At 33.6% G+C, this 17,076-nt stretch carries 19 protein-coding genes, 1 tRNA gene and 1 pseudogene; 15 read left to right on the top strand and 6 right to left on the bottom strand.

The features are described from left to right. Positions 1 to 68: 68 nt before the first annotated feature. The gene (locus tag AB3I12_RS11030) at positions 69 to 269 is read right to left on the bottom strand and encodes a hypothetical protein (protein ID WP_063627263.1); all 201 of its coding nucleotides are present in this window, start codon (positions 267 to 269) and stop codon (positions 69 to 71) included. Between the two features lie 302 nt (positions 270 to 571). Here AB3I12_RS11030 and AB3I12_RS11025 point away from each other — a divergent pair, with 302 nt between their 5' ends. The 8 genes and pseudogenes from AB3I12_RS11025 to AB3I12_RS10990 all read left to right on the top strand — a co-directional run bounded on the left by AB3I12_RS11025 (position 572) and on the right by AB3I12_RS10990 (position 5,390). Continuing rightward, a complete protein-coding gene (locus AB3I12_RS11025; protein WP_196763497.1) occupies positions 572 to 1,078 on the top strand; it encodes a helix-turn-helix domain-containing protein in 507 nt (168 codons plus the stop codon). 113 nt (positions 1,079 to 1,191) lie between these two features. Further along, entirely contained in the window at positions 1,192 to 1,548 is a 357-nt protein-coding gene (locus tag AB3I12_RS11020) for a helix-turn-helix domain-containing protein (RefSeq protein WP_063627265.1), read from the top strand. Positions 1,549 to 1,656: 108 nt separating this feature from the next. Beyond that, a pseudogene (locus AB3I12_RS11015) lies at positions 1,657 to 1,842 on the top strand (helix-turn-helix domain-containing protein); the annotation flags it as partial. Continuing rightward, positions 1,840 to 2,370 carry a helix-turn-helix transcriptional regulator gene (locus AB3I12_RS11010; RefSeq protein WP_155727585.1) on the top strand — a complete coding sequence of 177 codons (531 nt, stop codon included), beginning with the start codon at positions 1,840 to 1,842 and terminating at the stop codon, positions 2,368 to 2,370. The pseudogene AB3I12_RS11015 and the gene AB3I12_RS11010, both read left to right, overlap by 3 nt. 17 nt (positions 2,371 to 2,387) lie before the next feature. Then, positions 2,388 to 2,870 carry an ImmA/IrrE family metallo-endopeptidase gene (locus tag AB3I12_RS11005; protein WP_063627266.1) on the top strand — a complete coding sequence of 161 codons (483 nt, stop codon included), beginning with the start codon at positions 2,388 to 2,390 and terminating at the stop codon, positions 2,868 to 2,870. 103 nt (positions 2,871 to 2,973) lie between these two features. Beyond that, positions 2,974 to 3,174 (top strand): hypothetical protein, encoded by a 201-nt coding sequence (locus AB3I12_RS11000; protein WP_063627267.1) that lies wholly within the window; start codon positions 2,974 to 2,976, stop codon positions 3,172 to 3,174. A gap of 20 nt (positions 3,175 to 3,194) precedes the next feature. Beyond that, the gene (locus tag AB3I12_RS10995; protein WP_063627268.1) at positions 3,195 to 4,067 is read left to right on the top strand and encodes a LysM domain-containing protein; all 873 of its coding nucleotides are present in this window, start codon (positions 3,195 to 3,197) and stop codon (positions 4,065 to 4,067) included. 162 nt (positions 4,068 to 4,229) lie between these two features. Next, positions 4,230 to 5,390 carry a site-specific integrase gene (locus AB3I12_RS10990; RefSeq protein ID WP_063627269.1) on the top strand — a complete coding sequence of 387 codons (1,161 nt, stop codon included), beginning with the start codon at positions 4,230 to 4,232 and terminating at the stop codon, positions 5,388 to 5,390. Between the two features lie 95 nt (positions 5,391 to 5,485). Here the strand turns inward: AB3I12_RS10990 and AB3I12_RS10985 are convergent. Further along, positions 5,486 to 5,573 (bottom strand) — tRNA-Ser (locus AB3I12_RS10985). 196 nt (positions 5,574 to 5,769) lie between these two features. Then, positions 5,770 to 6,336 (bottom strand): TetR/AcrR family transcriptional regulator, encoded by a 567-nt coding sequence (locus AB3I12_RS10980; protein ID WP_010737811.1) that lies wholly within the window; start codon positions 6,334 to 6,336, stop codon positions 5,770 to 5,772. Positions 6,337 to 6,590: 254 nt separating this feature from the next. Between AB3I12_RS10980 and AB3I12_RS10975 the strand changes: the two genes are divergently transcribed. The 4 genes from AB3I12_RS10975 (at position 6,591) to AB3I12_RS10960 (ending at position 11,128) form a co-directional block, all read left to right on the top strand. Continuing rightward, positions 6,591 to 7,919, top strand: coding sequence for a DUF1576 domain-containing protein (locus AB3I12_RS10975; protein ID WP_063627270.1), 1,329 nt, complete (start codon positions 6,591 to 6,593; stop codon positions 7,917 to 7,919). Beyond that, a complete protein-coding gene (locus tag AB3I12_RS10970) occupies positions 7,888 to 8,223 on the top strand; it encodes a hypothetical protein (protein WP_025480148.1) in 336 nt (111 codons plus the stop codon). Before AB3I12_RS10975 ends, AB3I12_RS10970 begins: the two co-directional genes overlap by 32 nt. Positions 8,224 to 8,636: 413 nt before the next feature. Continuing rightward, on the top strand, positions 8,637 to 9,233 hold the full coding sequence (locus AB3I12_RS10965; protein WP_010737813.1) for a TVP38/TMEM64 family protein: 597 nt from the start codon (positions 8,637 to 8,639) through the stop codon (positions 9,231 to 9,233). Between the two features lie 92 nt (positions 9,234 to 9,325). Then, complete coding sequence (locus AB3I12_RS10960) at positions 9,326 to 11,128, top strand: glycerophosphoryl diester phosphodiesterase membrane domain-containing protein (protein WP_063627271.1); 1,803 nt, start codon at positions 9,326 to 9,328, stop codon at positions 11,126 to 11,128. A gap of 223 nt (positions 11,129 to 11,351) precedes the next feature. Here AB3I12_RS10960 and AB3I12_RS10955 read toward each other — a convergent pair whose 3' ends face one another. Beyond that, positions 11,352 to 11,570: a hypothetical protein gene (locus AB3I12_RS10955; protein ID WP_010737815.1), complete on the bottom strand. Its 219-nt coding sequence runs from the start codon at positions 11,568 to 11,570 to the stop codon at positions 11,352 to 11,354. A 456-nt stretch (positions 11,571 to 12,026) separates the two neighbouring features. Here AB3I12_RS10955 and AB3I12_RS10950 point away from each other — a divergent pair, with 456 nt between their 5' ends. Further along, on the top strand, positions 12,027 to 12,176 hold the full coding sequence (locus AB3I12_RS10950) for a hypothetical protein (RefSeq protein WP_010718765.1): 150 nt from the start codon (positions 12,027 to 12,029) through the stop codon (positions 12,174 to 12,176). 91 nt (positions 12,177 to 12,267) lie between these two features. Here AB3I12_RS10950 and AB3I12_RS10945 read toward each other — a convergent pair whose 3' ends face one another. Continuing rightward, positions 12,268 to 14,052 (bottom strand): hypothetical protein, encoded by a 1,785-nt coding sequence (locus AB3I12_RS10945; RefSeq protein WP_063627272.1) that lies wholly within the window; start codon positions 14,050 to 14,052, stop codon positions 12,268 to 12,270. A 466-nt stretch (positions 14,053 to 14,518) separates the two neighbouring features. Between AB3I12_RS10945 and AB3I12_RS10940 the strand changes: the two genes are divergently transcribed. Together AB3I12_RS10940 and AB3I12_RS10935 are read left to right on the top strand one after the other, a co-directional pair. Next, on the top strand, positions 14,519 to 15,370 hold the full coding sequence (locus AB3I12_RS10940; protein WP_063627713.1) for a hypothetical protein: 852 nt from the start codon (positions 14,519 to 14,521) through the stop codon (positions 15,368 to 15,370). Positions 15,371 to 15,900: 530 nt separating this feature from the next. Then, the gene (locus AB3I12_RS10935; protein WP_010737819.1) at positions 15,901 to 16,173 is read left to right on the top strand and encodes a hypothetical protein; all 273 of its coding nucleotides are present in this window, start codon (positions 15,901 to 15,903) and stop codon (positions 16,171 to 16,173) included. A gap of 213 nt (positions 16,174 to 16,386) precedes the next feature. Here the strand turns inward: AB3I12_RS10935 and AB3I12_RS10930 are convergent, their stop codons facing one another. Continuing rightward, entirely contained in the window at positions 16,387 to 16,800 is a 414-nt protein-coding gene (locus AB3I12_RS10930; protein ID WP_010718761.1) for a DUF4231 domain-containing protein, read from the bottom strand. Between the last annotated feature and the right edge of the window lie 276 nt (positions 16,801 to 17,076).

Here is a 17,076-nt window from a genome sequence, read left to right as displayed (position 1 = left end):
ACAAGAAAAATAAGTACTCCAAACAAATAACACCGCATAATTTTTGAAACATTCATAAATTCCCCCTTCTAAATGATATCGTTCATGAAGAGACAAAAATTACAATAACTATCGATAGGCATCTGACGGAAATTCGGTAGGAGCATCTTCTCTTTGTATTCATCGAGAAAACGAGATGCTCTTCGTTCGCTCTCTTCACTAGCTATACGTCTTATTTCCTCAATCAATGCGATTGACAAGTCTAATTCGTCTATGCCCAGCTTTGCCATTTTCCCCCTCCTTTAAATTAGACGTTTCCCCCTAACCAGTTCTTTATTTAAACCCCTTTGTGCATTTTTAGAACAGATACCGTAAAAAAATAATCAGGAAAAAACTCAGAAATTGGTTTATTTAGCTTTTCCGAAAATTTCGCAGCTTCATCCAGCCCGATGGACATAACCCACCTCTCTCTTTTTCCGCATTTTTTCAAAAAAAGTTTAATTTGGTCGAAATGACTCTTTTTTATTTAACATTGCATTTTTGGAACAATAGGCATAATATTAAATAAAAACTAATGAAGGAAGTATCCGAAATGAGTGTTTTTTCCGATGAATTATCGAAATTAATGCGAAATAGAGACATGTCAGATGAAGACCTTGCTTCGGTGGTTAATGTTAATAGGACCACAGTTTCAAGATGGCGGTCTGGTGAAAGAAGTCCGAAAATAGAGAAGCTCCCAGAAATCGCATCGGTATTCAATGTTGATCCGAAAATTTTCGTGGGAGAAAACAACGAATCAATCACTTCTGCCTCTTTTATAGAAACTATCTACAACAAATTAAGCGAGAATAGACAAGAAAAAGTGGCTGAGTTTGCAATAAATCAACTAGAAGAGCAAAAACAAGAAAATTCACCCACACCACTTCGTAAAGAAAGTAGTGAGAAAGAAATTTACACACTTGCAGCTCATGCATCCGATCCTAATCATCGATTCACAGATGAAGAAGTCGCTGAGTTAGAGTCGTATTTAGACGAGTTGGATAAAGAGTATGACAAGAAACAAGCTAAGCGAGATAAGTGTCGAAAGCAGTCAGATTGATATGAAACTTTTGCGAATGAACGCAGCGCAACGCCTCCTGTCGTCAAGACGTGTTGCATCCCTTCTCAGGAACGATATTATAATATCCTTTAGAATAATTGGAGGTAAAAACATTGCGAAGTAATGAAGAAATAGTTGAGATCGTAGATTCGTTACGAACGGAACAGGGATTGTCCGTTAGCGAACTTGCCCGAAGAGTAAACATGTCTAAGTCAGCTTTGTCTAGGTACTTTAACAAAATCAGAGAATTCCCTTTGAGCAGAGTAGAAGATTTTGCAAGGGCGCTAGGTGTATCTCCTGAGTATATACTAGGATTTGAAGAAGATATATTGATAGAAAAAACTGTAACTACAATGAAAAAAATCGATGATGAAAAAAAACTAAAAGTCTATGATTTCGCACATAAACAATTAAAAGAGCAAAAGAATGAGCGTGTAACGTCGATTGGTAAAAGTAGTCAACGTGGTTAGCTTGGTATGAAACCCTTGTGAATGAAGCTTAGCGGCGAGTTAGTCGTTATTAAAACTCCGTTTAAAGATAGACACGGGCGTATAATAAAATTTGTCGGTGGTGAGAATATGGACGTTTTAAAGGAAAAGCGCCTAGAAAAAAATATGACATTAGAAGATGTCGGCAAGTTAGTCGGTGTTGGAAAGTCCACAGTAAGAAAATGGGAAAATGGCATGATTGAAAATATGGGAAGGGATAAGATTGTGTCTCTATCAAAAGCATTGGATATTTCCCCTCTGGAGATATTGGGTATGAATGAACAGGAAATACCTAAATCTAACACATCGTTTAAGGATTTAGAAAATAAAGAAGTGATGGCTAATAATATTAATCATTATATGAAAAAGTATGGAATTGATAGAAAGAAACTTTCTAACGATTTAGGCATTAGCTATACAACTTTGACGGATTGGATAAAAGGTAAAACTTATCCACGAATCGACAAAATCGAAATGCTTGCGAATTATTTTAATATATCTAAGTCGGATTTAGTCGAAAATAAGTCGGAAGAAAAAAATTTATTGATAGAAAAAACTTTATCTACAATGAAAAAAATCGATGATGAGAAAAAGCAAAAAGTCTATGATTTTGCACAGAAACAATTAGAAATTCAAACGAACGAGCGTGTAACCTCGATTAGCAAAACTGATGACGAAGAAATCTATACTTTGGCAGCCCACTCTCCTGATCCGAATAGAGAATACTCCGAAGAAGATATTGAACATATCCAGTCTGTTTTAGCTAAATATAGAAAGAAATACGAAGATAAAAACAAAAAGTAATCGTGTGGTGTTGAGATGTGAACAGCTATGAAACGTTATTAAGTAAAGTTGTACAAGAGTTGCCTGTTTTAGAAGTTGAATTACTGCGAGATATCGGAGAAGAAGCAATTTACGAAAATAATTATATTTACTTAGATAAAAATTTAAGCACTATTCATAAGAGGATACATCTATCAGAAGAATTCTCTCATTATAGAACAAGCGTCGGCAACATCATCGACTACACCCACCCCAGAAACAGAAAACAAGAGATCCAAGCACGTCGAGATTCGATCGAACGTCTTGTTTCTCTTGATAATCTGCTTGAGTGTTACAAATGCGGTTGTCGCTCAAAATACGAATGCGCAGAATTTCTAGAAGTAACAGAACCATTCTTCGCTGATACGCTTAGGCACTACTTTGCTAAGTATGGTTCATTCTACATACATAAGGACCATCTTTATGTATTTGATTTAGATTCACTTGTGATTATTCCTACAAACGATAATAATTATAAATAGGAATAATTATGAAATAATCATTTTTTTATTTTTTTATTTTGTTAATAACCATAACAATATAAGAAATTAAATGAAAATTTAGGAATAAAAAGGAAGTGAAACGATGAAATTTGGAATGAGGAAACCAAGTTTAAAGAAATCGATTAGCGCTCGAACTAAAGGGAAAGCTAAAAGGAAATTAAAAAAGGCGTTGATTCCTGGGTATGGTAAAAAAGGAACAGGTTGGATTAAGAATCCAAAGAAAGCAGCTTACAATAAAGTTTATAAAAAAACTACTTTTAGTTTTTGGGATTTATTCAAATAAAATAGAAACGAGGAATGAAAATGAAAAAATATATGGGTGCTTTTTTTGCGATTATTTCATTAATAGTATTTGGTGCTTGTAGTAATAACGTAACTGTTGATGATTTAAAGGCAAATGATTGGGTTATAGAAGCTGCTAAAGATGATGATGCTGATATGATTCTTTCGTTTTCTGATCACATTGTGACGATAAAAGTAGATACTTCTAGTATGAAATCATCTGCTAGTGACGAATGGGAAGCTATGGGCGAAGAATTTGCAAAAAATATGTTTAATCAAATGGATTACAAATTTGAATATACATTGAACGGAAACGTAATGACGTGGAAAACAGATGAGAATAAAGATGCTAAATATACTGTAAGTAAGGATGCTAATAATATCAAATTAACACCTGATAAATCTAATGATTCAGATAATAAAGAAGAGTTGATTTTAAAACCTCAAAAACAAAAATTAAAAGAATCGCATTCTTCTGTTTCCACCTCTGCTGAAGATACTTCAACAACCAGTGAGGAAATTTCTTCCTCAACAACAGAAAGCTCAACAGAAAGCTCAACGGAATCATCAGTTGCAATCGCTAATAGCTCTACGCAATCGTACGAAAGCACAGAAAGTTATTCTGAAGTACCAAGTTCTAGCGTAGTTCAAACTGCGGAAGCTACTAGCTCATCAGAGCAACCAGTTCCACAAGATTATATTCCATCTGAGCAACCTCAGCCTGAAACCCCACCTCAACCAGAAACTCCAGATGTTTTGACTTTGCTACCCGGTGAAGGTCCAAAACAATTAGCCGACCGCGCAGGAATCACTACTGACCAATTATTTGCGCTGAATGGCTTAGATCCAAACAATTATATGCTTTATCCGGGACAAAAGCTAAGAGTTAAATAGGCTAAGAAATATTCTTATTGATAAAAAACACGCCCCACCGACCAAAGCGAGAGCGTGTTCTAGTTTAAGAACTACGGTAAAGTAGGTCTATTTATTGTACCCTATTTTACCATCTCGAAATCCGCTGTACAACCGAACAAACGTACGAAAGGAAATATAAAGATGGCTAAACGTGAAATTGATCATCGAATTAAAAGCTATGTAACAAAAAAAGAGGAAATAAAATACATGTTCTACATTTACGCTGGTGTAGATCCTATGACTGGCAAGAAAAGAAAAGTAAAAAAAATGGGATTTAAAAGTGCGCTTGAAGCAGATCGAGCTTTAAGAAGAATTGAAACTCAAGTAAAAAATGAAGGTGCTGACTCAGTAAAAGTAAAACAAAGTAAAAAATTCTTAGAAATATATAATTTATGGTTCGAAAATTATAAAAAAACTGTAAAAGAAAGTACTTGGGCATCTACCGAAGAAATTTTTAGACTTCATATTCTGCCTGTCTTTGGAGAAAACTTTATAAATAAAATAGACGTATTTTTTTGCCAGAAAGCTGTGAATGAATGGTCAGGACAATATCCAAAAACATTCAAAAAATATAAAAACTATACTTCCAATGTTTTTGACTATGCTGTTTCAATTCAGGAAACAGAAAGCAATCCTATGAAAATTATCACAGTACCAAAGGGTGAAATCCTAAGCATAGAAAAAAAGGATATTGAATTCTACACTAAAAATGAGTTACTAGAATTCTTGAGAGCTGCTAAGCAAGAAAAAGACACGATTTATATTTTTTTCTACTTATTAGCTTATACTGGCTTACGTAAAGGAGAAGCATTCGCTTTGACATGGTCGGATATTAATTTTAATACAAATACACTAACCGTCAATAAAACTATCACAAGGGGCAAAAATGGGCGTTTAATTGTAAATGAACCAAAAACGAAAAATGGAGTTAGAACGATATATTTAGATCATGAGTTATCAAACGCTCTAAAAAAATATAAAAAAAGCAGTACTAAACTTACCCATATTTTCGATAGTGCAAATTTAGTTTTTGCCAACAATGGAGAATTGTACAATCCAACAATCACACGTTTTTGGTTGAAACAAATTTATAAGAAAAACGAACATCTAAAACGAATATCCGCTCATGGATTTCGACATACACACGCAAGTTTACTTTTTGAATCTGGTGCTTCTCTAAAAGATGCTCAAGCAATATTAGGACATGCAGACATACAAACAACAGCGAATATCTACACGCACGTAACAGAAAATAAAAATAAGACCACTATTTCTAACTTCTCAAACTATATGAAAGGATGAATGGGATAAAGTCAAAAAGGGTACTAAAAGGGGTACTCTTTTTCAAAAAGAGAGCTATCCAGCAAACGCCAGATAGCTCAGAAACGTTGGTATAAAGGAAGGTACAGGATTTGAACCTGCGCGCCGGTATTAGCCGGTTCGCCGGATTTCGAGTCCGGTGCATTACCACTCTGCCAACCTTCCATACCTATTATTTTTAAACTTTTTTTAGTAAAAAGTCAAGCCTATTTCCCGATAGAAATCAAAAACCGGCATATTTATTTTATGAGAAGACAAAAAAACACAAGAATCATTTTCTGCTCCTTCTTAAATAGTGCCCAATGTGAAGTAAGAAAGAGTATTGGAATGAACCTTGTGTTATCACACTTCATAAGTAGATCTAACTAATTGTTTCAGGATTTTCTAAAGAAAGAATAGAATCAATCGTTCGCTTGATGAACGAAATAATTTGTTCTTCAGTTGGGTGCATGATGTTTGAAGACATTAAAGATGCGATTCCGGTAACTGCAACCCAAGTTCCAGTGTGTAATGCATCAACGTATTCATCTGACAACTGGTTGTATCGATGATCTTGTTTGACGATTTCACGGAAATAGTTATAAGAAAAATCATGCATTTTTTGTCCATCGCCATGTTCGTCGATATATAATGCCATGTAAAGACTATGATGTTTTTTTGCAAAGTAGATATAGTTTAATCCTAGGTCAATAATTTTATCTCCAGTACGTTCAACTGGAAAAACATTTTCTTTGAGTTGTTCAAAAATTGAGTCCAATAAAGTATTTTTTAGATCCTCCATGTTTTTGAACTCTAAATAAATAGGTTGTGTGGATATACCCATTTTTTTAGCAATATTTCTCGCAGTAAACCCTTTAAAACCTTCCTTTGCAACAACATCATAAGCAGCTTTCAGAATTTGATCTTTAGTATAGACTTTTCTTCTCATTAAAACTCCCCCACTTCTTACTGCAGTATATGTTGTTTTATTGTAACCGATATACACAGTTTTTGGCAAATAATTTACTCAAAACGTTATATTTTAAGTTTTTTTCTTATTTATTTTTAACAATGATACAATATTATTTAAGAATAAACAAAAATACTGTTTCCCCTTACAAAAATTGATTTTTCTGTAACTGTTAGTTGACCAAAAGATTTCTTTCACGTTATAGTTAAAGAAAACGACAAAGAAGGTATGTAATGGTTAATAAAAACGACGTTATTTATATTCACCCCATCAAAAAAAAGCCATCTCAAAAAAATAAGTATTTTTATTTAACATTTACTGGCTTGTTTTTTCTAATAATCGGGCTTGTTTCTGGACATCCGGTTGAAACTATTGAGGGGCTCAACAATATCCTTACTTCTCCTAGTAATCTGATGACCGATTATTTGGCAATAGGTGGTTTTGGAAGCGCATTTATCAATGTTGGTGTCCTGACTTTGTTGTCCGTACTTCTTTGCTATCATCATAAAGTCTATCTAAATGGACTAATCTTTGCTTCTGTATTAACCGTCACAGGCTTTTCTTTTTTTGGAAAAAATCTGTATAACTCTCTTTCCATTATTTTGGGTGTCTATCTCTATGCACGTTTTGTACATAAACCATTTTCACAGTATATTATGGTTGGCTTATTTGCTAGTGCCTTGTCACCTGTAGTTAGTTATATCACTTTCGGTATGAACTTACCATTGGGCTTAGGTATTTTATTTGGTAATCTGACTGGTATACTCGTTGGTTTTTTACTCCCTCCTTTGGCATCGCATACCCTTATTTTTCATCGTGGATTCAATTTGTATAATATTGGTTTTACTTCTGGATTGATCGCCATGGTCATGGCTGGTATCCTTCGGTTATTTGATTTTTCAATTGAAGTTCAATCGTTCGTTTCAACAGGCTACCATCAAGAACTTACATTAGTCATTTTTCTTTTTTTTAGTTTAACTACGCTATTTGGTTTTTTTATTAATTCATGGAAGCTCACTGGTTTACATGACATTTTTCAAACTTCAGGAAAAGTAACTACTGATTTTATGGCGATCTCAAGTATCGGTGCCACCTTACTAAACATGGGGTTAGTAGGGCTAATGCTTTCCATCTATGTTCTTCTTATTGGTGGTGAATTCAACGGCCCGATTATTGGTGCAATCCTATCTTCAGTTGGATTCAGTGCCTTTGGTTGTCATCTAAAGAACAGTTTCCCCATACTTATAGGGATTTATCTTGCTTCATATCTGGCTACTATCCATGATGCCTCTCAAACAACAATGATCGTAGCAGCGATATTTGGTACTGCACTTGCTCCTATTAGTGGTTTTTATGGTAGTATTTTTGGTATTTTGGCTGGATTTTTGCATATTGTCTTAGTCCATAACGTCAGTGCATTACATGGCGGATTAAGCCTATATAATAGTGGATTCTCAACTGGATTCGTTGCAGGTTTTCTTGTACCGATCTTAGACAGCCTGACTGTTGGCAGAAAGGAAAAGGATGACATTGGAAAAAGAATTATCAAAAAGAATCATTAGTGAATTTTTAACCTATCTTTATTCTCACGAGATCACTGAAATAAGGATTGGGCTAGAATCAACACCCGAAGGATTATATATTGAAATTCAAGGAACTTGTTATTCTCCTCCTTCTGATTTGCATGAGTTAGCGGAAATGCTCAATGAACCAAGAAATCCTACTATGGATCTATATTACCAAGAGCTTGGAAATGTTTTTCTGGATCAATCAGATTTCCGATTACTTGGAAGTCTGATTGATGATGTGGAACTCATGTACGAACTTCCCATCTTAAATATAAAAGTATTTAGACGAATCCTTTGATTCAACAGGCTTAGTGAAAAGACAAAATGAGACACTGATTTTCACTCCCCTGAGATATTCCCTTTAGCTTTCATATAGTTATGGCGTTCAGAGTATTCTATCCACGTAAGTAAGCTAGAAACGCATAAGAGGTAAAGCAAAAACTTCTTCTTTTAGTTTCCTCAGCTTATTTTAAAGATTTAATACTTGAACGCCGATTTTTCATTTAATAGAGGATATTTTTCCTAAAACTACAGGCACAAAAATAATACTTCAAATACATCTTTAGTTGGATGTTTTTGAATCGTTTTTAAATTATACTTATTACAACTTACAAAATTGTTTGATAACTGTCATTTAAAATAGTGGCACAAAGAGTCACTAATAAAGTACATTAGTAATATAAGAAAACGTATCAAAGGAGTTGATAGACGTTGAACATTGCGGCATCACGAAAATTGATCAATTTTATATCTATCATTGGATTAGTAATTTCGATAGGCTTAACGATTTATTTTATCAATTTGGGTGTATTTAAAGATTTAAATTCTTTAAGAGGATTAGTTGGAGATTCAATTATCTTAGGTCCTATCATTTTCATCTTAATCCAAATCCTGCAAGTTGTTATTCCAATCATTCCTGGAGGGATAAGTACAGCAGCCGGTGTATTAATTTTTGGACCTTATGCTGGTTTTATTTATAATTATGTAGGAATTTGTATCGGTTCGATCATCATCTTTTTACTTGGTCGGCGGTATGGTAAACCATTTATTTTATCTATGGTCAGTGACAAGACGTATAACAAGTATGTTGGTTGGCTCGATAACCAGAATCGCTTTGAAAAGTTATTTGCTTTAGCAATTTTTCTACCAGTGGCCCCTGATGATGCGCTTTGTTTAATGGCTGGTCTAACAAATATTTCTGTAAAAAAATATACTTGGATCATTTTATTGGCGAAACCCCTCTCGATTTTCTTATACAGCATGGCTTTGATTTATGGTGGACATTTCTTAAGTGGATTACTAGGATAGTTTATTATAAGTGGGCGTACTGCGTTAAGTATTTGCGCAATCTGTCCACTTATTTTTATTTTTACGTTATAATATTTATGGTAGGTGATTGAATGTTAATTTATTTAAAAAGAAGTTTAGGAAATGCTTGGGACTTTCTTAAAGGAACTCAAGCATATTTTCGTGATGTTTTGATTATGCATTTATTTATTTTATTTATTTGTTTACCCTTATTGAATAGTACGACCAGATTCATCTTGAATCGAGGAGCCATTGATTATATATCTAGTGATAATATCTCTACGATCCTTTCACAGCACCCAGGCGTCTTATTGTCTTTGACTGCTGTCTTATTAACTATCTTACTCCTAGTTTATTTTGAGTTTACTTTTTTATTGATGAGTGTTTACTTTATTAAGAAACAAACACCTATCTCGTTGAAACAGTTACTTCAAGCAACGTTTCGTCAATTAAAAAAAATACGCCCATTGACTTTTCTTTTTTTCTTAGCTTATTTCGTACTTATTTTACCGATTAGTGGGTTAAGTTTTAATTCTGATTTACTATCTAAAGTTAAAATCCCAGCTTTTATCATGGATTTTATTTTTACTAATCGTTGGATCGTGGTTAGCAGCTTCATTCTGTTTTATATCTTTTTAGCTTACATTGGTATCCGTCTCATTTTTGCCTTACCAGAAATGATTCTACGTGATCGACCATTTAAACAAGCGGTTAAAGAAAGTTGGTATTTAACCAAATCACGTTTTTTTGCAATCCTTGGACAGTTCATCATTATTGGTGGTAGTATTTTACTCATTTCATTTGCCGGCTATTTAATTGTGCTCCTCGCACAAATAATTGTAGAACAATTTTTCCCTAATTATTCATTGATTAGCGCTGTTTTTGCAATGACGATTCTTCAAGCTATCCTTTTATTCAACATCGTTATGTCAACAGTCGGAATTTTTTACATTATTATTGATTTCATGGATGATGAAGGTTTTCTTCCTGAGACTCCTAACTGGTTTCGTTTAGAATCTCCTAACAAACGTTTTTCTGTTCTTAAAAATTCAAGCTTAGTTTTATTTGCTGTATTTTTTGGTGTAGGTGTTTGTCTCTACAATATGGATTATTTGACTTCTGCTTCTCAAACGAAACCTGTAACGATTTCTCATCGTGGTGTCAGTGGAGGTAACAGTGCCCAAAATACTTTAGCTGCTTTAGAAAAAACAAGTCGTACCTACCATCCTGATTATGTGGAGATGGATGTACAAGAAACCAAAGATGGTCAATTCGTTGTCATGCATGATTTTAACTTAAAAAAATTAACAGGGATAAATAAAGCACCGCAAGATCTAACCTTGAAAGAATTAGAAAAGTTAAAAGTAACTGAAAACGGTGCGAAAGAACCTGTCGTTTCCTTTGATACTTATTTAAAGAGAGCCAATGAATTAAATCAAAAACTTTTAATCGAAATCAAAAATTCAAAAAATGATTCTAAAGATATCATTGATCGCTTTGTCAAAAAATATGAGGAAAACATTTTAACTCATCAGCATATTTTACAAAGTCTTACGTATCAGACGGTATCTGATCTGAAAAATGCCAATCCTAATTTTTATGTAGGCTACATCCTACCATTCAATATTGTTGGACCACCAGTTACTCCGGCCGACTTTTTGACGATGGAGTATAGTACGATCAATCGGAATTTTATTGATTCAGCTCATCAAGATGGTAAAAAAGTGTATGTCTGGACGGTTAACGACTCAGATGGAATCAGTCGTATGATGTTTTATGGTGTTGATGGGATCATTACTGATCAAATGACTATCTTAAATGAAAATATCAAAGCAATGGATGAAGAGATCACCTATTCAGATAAATTATTGAATTTCGTTTTAGGTGTTGGTTAAAAAAGAGCCCCATGGATTGAATCCATGGGGTTCTTTTTCAATTACTTTATCTTTCTCTCGCGCTTTTCACCGCACGAACCACTGCTAAGATTGCCGGAATAGCAGAAATAACTGCTAAGATAATGCCCATTTTACCTGAACTCTTTCTTTTTTGCATGTTTTTTCGCTCCCTTCTCTCTCCTCTAATTATAGAGAAGTTTACGATATTTCTCAAAAAAAGTGTTTATGAAACCAAAGCAGATTCTGCTACTGTATAAATTTCGTCCAGTTTAACTAGTAGACGAAACTTACTATCGTAAACAGCTAACCGATCTCTCTGATCATAGCTTTCTACAAAAATAACAGCCGTATTAGTATATGTACGTTCCACGCAACCAATCACTTCATAGTTCACTCCAATCGGTTTGCATATGTATGACTTGCCTATTTCTAATTTTAACATCTCTCAATTCCCTCCTTTATTTTGTTAATCTTTAATTTATAATAACAAAAAAAAGATGATTTGAAAACGATTTATTGAATTTTTTTATATTTTTTCTTAGAATTACACGATTTCAATCTAGTTCCCCCTTTTTCTCACATAACTAATACCAAGATATAATTGTAATTTATAAGTGACAGATTTGTTTGAAACTGTTAGCCTTTTGTTCGTGTAAACCTCCGAAAAAGCATCTAAACTATTCTGTGAGGAGGGAATTTCATGATTGTTATTCAAGCTACTGTATTTATCCTGTTATTGATTGGATTGCTTATTGGACTCACAGAAAATTAAGAATCCCTTGTTGACATAGCAATTAATTGCGAAAAAAAAATAAGGGTGCTACACTGATTACAGGAAGGAAAATTTAACAGAAAATTCCAACCACAATTTACATTAATAAAAAAAGAGGTGACTTACATGACATTTACTAAAACAAATATTGAATACCGAGTTGCATTTGATACTGTATCCAATCAATTTATGGCAATTGATGCTACAAATGAAAACAACGTGGCATTTGGTATCACGATTGAACAAGCTGTCCGTGCATTAAATGAATCCAAATAAGGAGTGAATCATTTCTAATGACCGAAAACAACTCGGGATCGAAAAAAGAATAAAGACGTTTGCAACTAATACAGTTAGCAAACGTCTTTTATTATTTATTCAATTTGAGTTTGTGCTTTATTTTCCCCCATGAAATTTTGCTGATTCCCAGAAAGATTAGAACCATCGCAATTTGCATGATTGGTACTCCTGCCCCCGTATACACACTTAGAAAATAATCTTTTTGCTCTGGCGAGTAGGAACAAAACCATGAAACCCCAAATAAAAATAAAAACTGGGTCAATATCAAACCACTAGTAATGACTAGTGCAGAACAATAAAAACCACGATCTTTTTTAGCATAGATTGAACCTAAGATCAAAAATAAAAATCCTAAAATCGCTAAACATAGAACAACACCACTTGTCTTTTGATAAATCGCAATCATAATATTAGAGATTTTCGCTGTTTTTGATAAAACTAAAATCGGCGGTTGTGGATCTTCACTATTAATCCAATTATTCAATAAAGGAACCCGCAAAAAGTTTTGCGCTGCTTCTACATCCGCATGGGTTCCAAAACTGTAATTCCCTCCTTGATGAAAATCTTTGTAAAATAAATTGTCACTATAAGCTGTCCTAAAAAAATCTAAGAGTACTGGAATATCCTCGGCAATCTTCCCATCTCCTGTACTCATTAAGTAGACTTCACGTTTCTTCTTCAAATCTCCCTTACGATAAGCAGCCCTTAACTCTTGATTGACTTGTTTCCAAAATTCATTGGTTTCTTTTGCGTTATTTTGATAGTAGCCAGACTCATTCAACACATCTCGCAGTGCCCAAAAAATAATGTCTCCCTTTAATTCCTTTACTTTTCCTGCCTGAGTCCAAGCATGTGTCGTATATAATTCTTTGATTCTAGCAGCTTCTTTAGCAAAAGCAGGTGACACAGCTAATGCTTTATTTAACGCTTCATGAGAAACCCAAATCCTACTGTTCTCTTTGTTTATGTTCGTTCCATCATCTATTCGAATCAAGTTCTTCATCAATTGAGCAAACTCTCCGCTCGTACGATCATTGACTACTGCAAGATGATAGACTTCTTCATTTTTATGCTTAATCATTTGATTTGTCACGATAAAGCTGATCATAGGAAGAAAAAACAAACTGAGCTTGATCAGTTTTCTTCGATCAAGGGTAATTTGTGAAAAAAACTTTTCAACAGTTTTCGTTGGTCTAAAATCCACTCCTAATAAAATCTGAACAAAACTAATGATTAAGGCTGCCAGAACAAAAGGCAACAACCAGAGTGAATCTTCGCGAATATACCAGTAAAATGGAAAGATTAGAGACAACAAGAAAAACCAAGGTAAAATAGTTTTTGTTGCACGATATTTACGATAATAAATAGCTAATAAACAAGCAACGATAATTACGACAGATGGAATTACAATGGCGTTTCGATAAATACGTGTCGAATATTCATGGGTAAAACCGATTGGTGAAAATAAAAAAAAGACATAGATAAAAAACAAGATACTATTCTTTTTAACGATCGGCTTTACACTCAGTGTAATCAGCACGCTAGCTAAAATATTAAACCCACCTAATAATAGCGAGTATGGTAGCTGAATTTTATTGGCAAAAGCTAAAAATAAGCTATAAGAAATACCTTTTGATAAAGTTTTAGCATTGTACTCTCCTAACCACTGCCCGTCCACTAAATTACGGGCATAATGAATAAAAAGCTGGTCATCATAGCTAGCTGTCATATCGATGCTGTAAGTCGCTTTGTAATAGAGATAAAGACGTATTAGTGTAAGAATTAGAGCGATACCACAAATAAAATAAAGTTGTTTTTGCCTAACATACTGAAGCATTTCCTTTACTCTATCCATGTACCCTAACCTTTCCTCCGCCTTTCTTCTTGATACTAATCATATTTGATAATTTATTTTTAACCAATTCACTCAACTCCTTATTCAATAAGCCTCTAATAAGTATAGCAAAAATTCATTTCATTGATATTAACCTTAAAAGATTCTTATTAACTTGTTTGATTGCTTTTTTAGCAGGTTCTAAGCGTTAAAAACAAGAATTATACTGTACTAACTTAATGACTGATCTTTTCCACTTTGTAACTATCGTAATCTGCTGTTGTGCAAATCATTTCCTTTATATATCTATTTTTATCAATAGGTGATCAAAAATTCACATTTTTTATTTTGTAATTTAATTTTTAGATAAAAAACAACTTTGTATATCTTTAGACAAGTATTACAGAATGATATATTTTTTTATTAGGAGGTTTATTTCTTTCATTCCTACATGGAAGGAAAATATTTTTATTTTTGGAGGAAAAAAATGGGAACTTTTTTAGTGTTAGTAGGTTTAATTGGTATTTGTTGGGGGTTAGTAGGACTGATTCGATCATTTTTCAAAAAAGGGAATAAAAAACGAAACTTTATTATTATAGGAACAGCATTTATTCTTATGATTTTCGGAGCGTCTATCTCTCCTACCAGTCATTCCGATAGTTCAAAAGCAAGTACACAATCTGAAAAAAAGATCGAAACAAAAAGAACATCAAGTACTTCTAGTGAAGAACAGCTGAAACAAAAAGCTGAACATAAAGAAAAAGAAAAACGGAAGCTTGAAGCTGAGCGTAAGAAACAAGAAGAAGAAAAACAAAAACTTGAGGCTGAGCGCAAAAAACAAGAAGAAGAAAGACAGAAACTTGAGGCTGAGCGCAAAAAACAAGAAGAAGAAAAACAGAAAATTGAAGCTGAGCGTAAAGCACAAGAAGAACGTCAAAAACAAGCTGAAAATGAAGCAACAACAGCACTATCACAAGCTGAAGCTCATCCAACTAGAGAAAACTATAACTCAGCAGCTACTTTAATCCAGGCTATTCCAAACGGCAATCAACACTTGTCTGCTCGACTAGCTACAGTAGATGCAACGATCAAAGCAAATGAGGCAGCTGAAGCAGAACGACAACGGCAAGCTGCGGCCGCACAAGAACAAGCCAATCAAGTTGCAGCAGCACAAACACCGCAACAAAACAACGAACAAACGGTTTATATTGCTCCAGATCATGGTACAAAATATCATTTAAATCCGAACTGTTCGGGACTTAACAACGCAAATTCTGTCGTAGCTATCTCGCTGCAAGAGGCCCAAGCACGTGGATATACGTTGTGTAAGCGAGGTTAATCTAAAATAATAAAATGAACTGTGACAGCAGTGTCTAGCTCTGATAACTAAGCCGGAGAATCCGAAAATAGTCTCTACTATTTTGGACTCTCCGGCTTATTTCAAGTGGATGGCGCTTTACCCCCATCAATCAGAGGTTGTGAAAGCATTGGGGAGCTCCGATGACAATAAGAAAAAATTTTTTGAAATAGTTTCTCATATTTTGAAAAATTTAGGCTTATTTCAAGGAGTTGATGCTTGAACACCGTTTATCCATTTTCAAAGCACAATGTAAGATTTGTCTCCCTAATTTATTTTTTATTGTGAACATTTCCGGTGTCCGGTCTCTCCTAACTTTACTTAAGCATGGTCATACAAAAAAAAGAAAATTTTTACAGCCATTCCCCTGATATTAATAGTCGGATATTAGCTTAAATACCATAAATTTTTTTGCGTTTCTCCTTTACAAAAAGAACGTTTGTTCGTTTAATGCTATTAAAGAATATTTACGGATTGTCATCCTCGAAATCGCTCATAAGGGAGAGTCCACAATGATTAAGAAATATGGCACAGTAACAAAAATAAAAATACTACAAATTGGGGCTCGTCCCTTGATAAGATTTAGCTTGAATGATACGAACTGTTTAATCGCTGGTCATGGTTTAAACTTTCTTGCTGAAGTAGATGAAGGAATGAAATTAGTAATCAGTGGCTATTATAATCAAAGAAACCAATTGGTCGTCAAAGAATATCATGTGCTCGGTCCCACGAAAATACTGATTGATTTTAAAAAAATCAAGAAAGAATTTATTGGTAAAAAATAAAAATTAGTTTTGAAGTATATAACTCCCGTCTAAAAAAATCAGAACTTTTTTGTAAAAGAAAAAAGGTATCCATCTGTCTCAGCGAGTAGGTTTGGATACCTTTTTAAATCAGCAAAATTAGGTTCATTTTTTATTTATATATAAATGCTGTTCTAGGATTACTTATTGTTCCTGTCTCTTTGGTACCTTTCTATCTTTAAACGGATGATATGGTTAATTGCTTACTTGATTAAAGTCAGAAATGATATCATTCAACTCCGTTTGAAGTGTCGAAACAATCAAATGAAAATTTTCTTCATCCGTTTTATCATATGGGGATGTTTTTGTTACATAAAGTAGCTTCTCGTTTTCTATTTTCATTAGAACCTGTGTTGCGGTTTGTACTTTGTTTTGATAATTAAACGCAGACATTCCACTTTGAATAATCGTTATGATTGCGGAAGCAATCGAAACGACTAATAACAAAGACTTATGATCAGATGCCTCGTGAATTAAAATAGGGATAGCAGCAGATAATACGATTTTTATAATATTCCCTATGCCAATGATTCTATTATACGATTGAATATCTTTTTTTAATTTATTAATTGTAGAATCAATCGATTCAATAAACGCTTTTTGATCCATATCATTTCTCCATTCACTTTATTAAAATTTGGTCATAAAACTATTATAATTGGATTTACCTATGTTTCAGCTAATTACAAATCAAAACAAATGGCTATTAAATAACAATTATTATTTTATCAAAATAATGATATATTTGTCAATGATAGTATTCGTGCACGGATAAAAGCTATTGAAAAGATCTGAACAAAGATTTAATCATTACAGACGACATAAAAATCACATTTGATGTATGCTCACAATCTCTGACCAACCGAGCAAAGTAAGCTTGATTGA

Origin of the sequence: Enterococcus sp. C65, from assembly GCF_040887165.1 — a bacterium.
Lineage (GTDB): Bacteria > Bacillota > Bacilli > Lactobacillales > Enterococcaceae > Enterococcus_B > Enterococcus_B hirae.
The sequence above is the reverse complement of the archived record's forward strand: the minus strand, read 5'-3'. Positions and strand labels throughout refer to the sequence as shown.

What these genes read in the sequence shown, in the direction of transcription:
- AB3I12_RS11000 (WP_063627267.1), top strand. Translation starts at nt 2,974, where the DNA reads ATGAAATTTGGAATGAGGAAACCAAGTTTAAAGAAATCGATTAGCGCT.
- AB3I12_RS10935 (WP_010737819.1), top strand. Translation starts at nt 15,901, where the DNA reads ATGATTAAGAAATATGGCACAGTAACAAAAATAAAAATACTACAAATT.
- AB3I12_RS10930 (WP_010718761.1), bottom strand. Translation starts at nt 16,800, where the DNA reads ATGGATCAAAAAGCGTTTATTGAATCGATTGATTCTACAATTAATAAA.
- AB3I12_RS10960 (WP_063627271.1), top strand. Translation starts at nt 9,326, where the DNA reads ATGTTAATTTATTTAAAAAGAAGTTTAGGAAATGCTTGGGACTTTCTT.
- AB3I12_RS11030 (WP_063627263.1), bottom strand. Translation starts at nt 269, where the DNA reads ATGGCAAAGCTGGGCATAGACGAATTAGACTTGTCAATCGCATTGATT.
- AB3I12_RS10975 (WP_063627270.1), top strand. Translation starts at nt 6,591, where the DNA reads ATGGTTAATAAAAACGACGTTATTTATATTCACCCCATCAAAAAAAAG.
- AB3I12_RS11010 (WP_155727585.1), top strand. Translation starts at nt 1,840, where the DNA reads ATGAATGAACAGGAAATACCTAAATCTAACACATCGTTTAAGGATTTA.
- AB3I12_RS10940 (WP_063627713.1), top strand. Translation starts at nt 14,519, where the DNA reads ATGGGAACTTTTTTAGTGTTAGTAGGTTTAATTGGTATTTGTTGGGGG.
- AB3I12_RS10945 (WP_063627272.1), bottom strand. Translation starts at nt 14,052, where the DNA reads ATGGATAGAGTAAAGGAAATGCTTCAGTATGTTAGGCAAAAACAACTT.
- AB3I12_RS10990 (WP_063627269.1), top strand. Translation starts at nt 4,230, where the DNA reads ATGGCTAAACGTGAAATTGATCATCGAATTAAAAGCTATGTAACAAAA.
- AB3I12_RS10955 (WP_010737815.1), bottom strand. Translation starts at nt 11,570, where the DNA reads ATGTTAAAATTAGAAATAGGCAAGTCATACATATGCAAACCGATTGGA.
- AB3I12_RS10950 (WP_010718765.1), top strand. Translation starts at nt 12,027, where the DNA reads ATGACATTTACTAAAACAAATATTGAATACCGAGTTGCATTTGATACT.
- AB3I12_RS10980 (WP_010737811.1), bottom strand. Translation starts at nt 6,336, where the DNA reads ATGAGAAGAAAAGTCTATACTAAAGATCAAATTCTGAAAGCTGCTTAT.
- AB3I12_RS11025 (WP_196763497.1), top strand. Translation starts at nt 572, where the DNA reads ATGAGTGTTTTTTCCGATGAATTATCGAAATTAATGCGAAATAGAGAC.
- AB3I12_RS10995 (WP_063627268.1), top strand. Translation starts at nt 3,195, where the DNA reads ATGAAAAAATATATGGGTGCTTTTTTTGCGATTATTTCATTAATAGTA.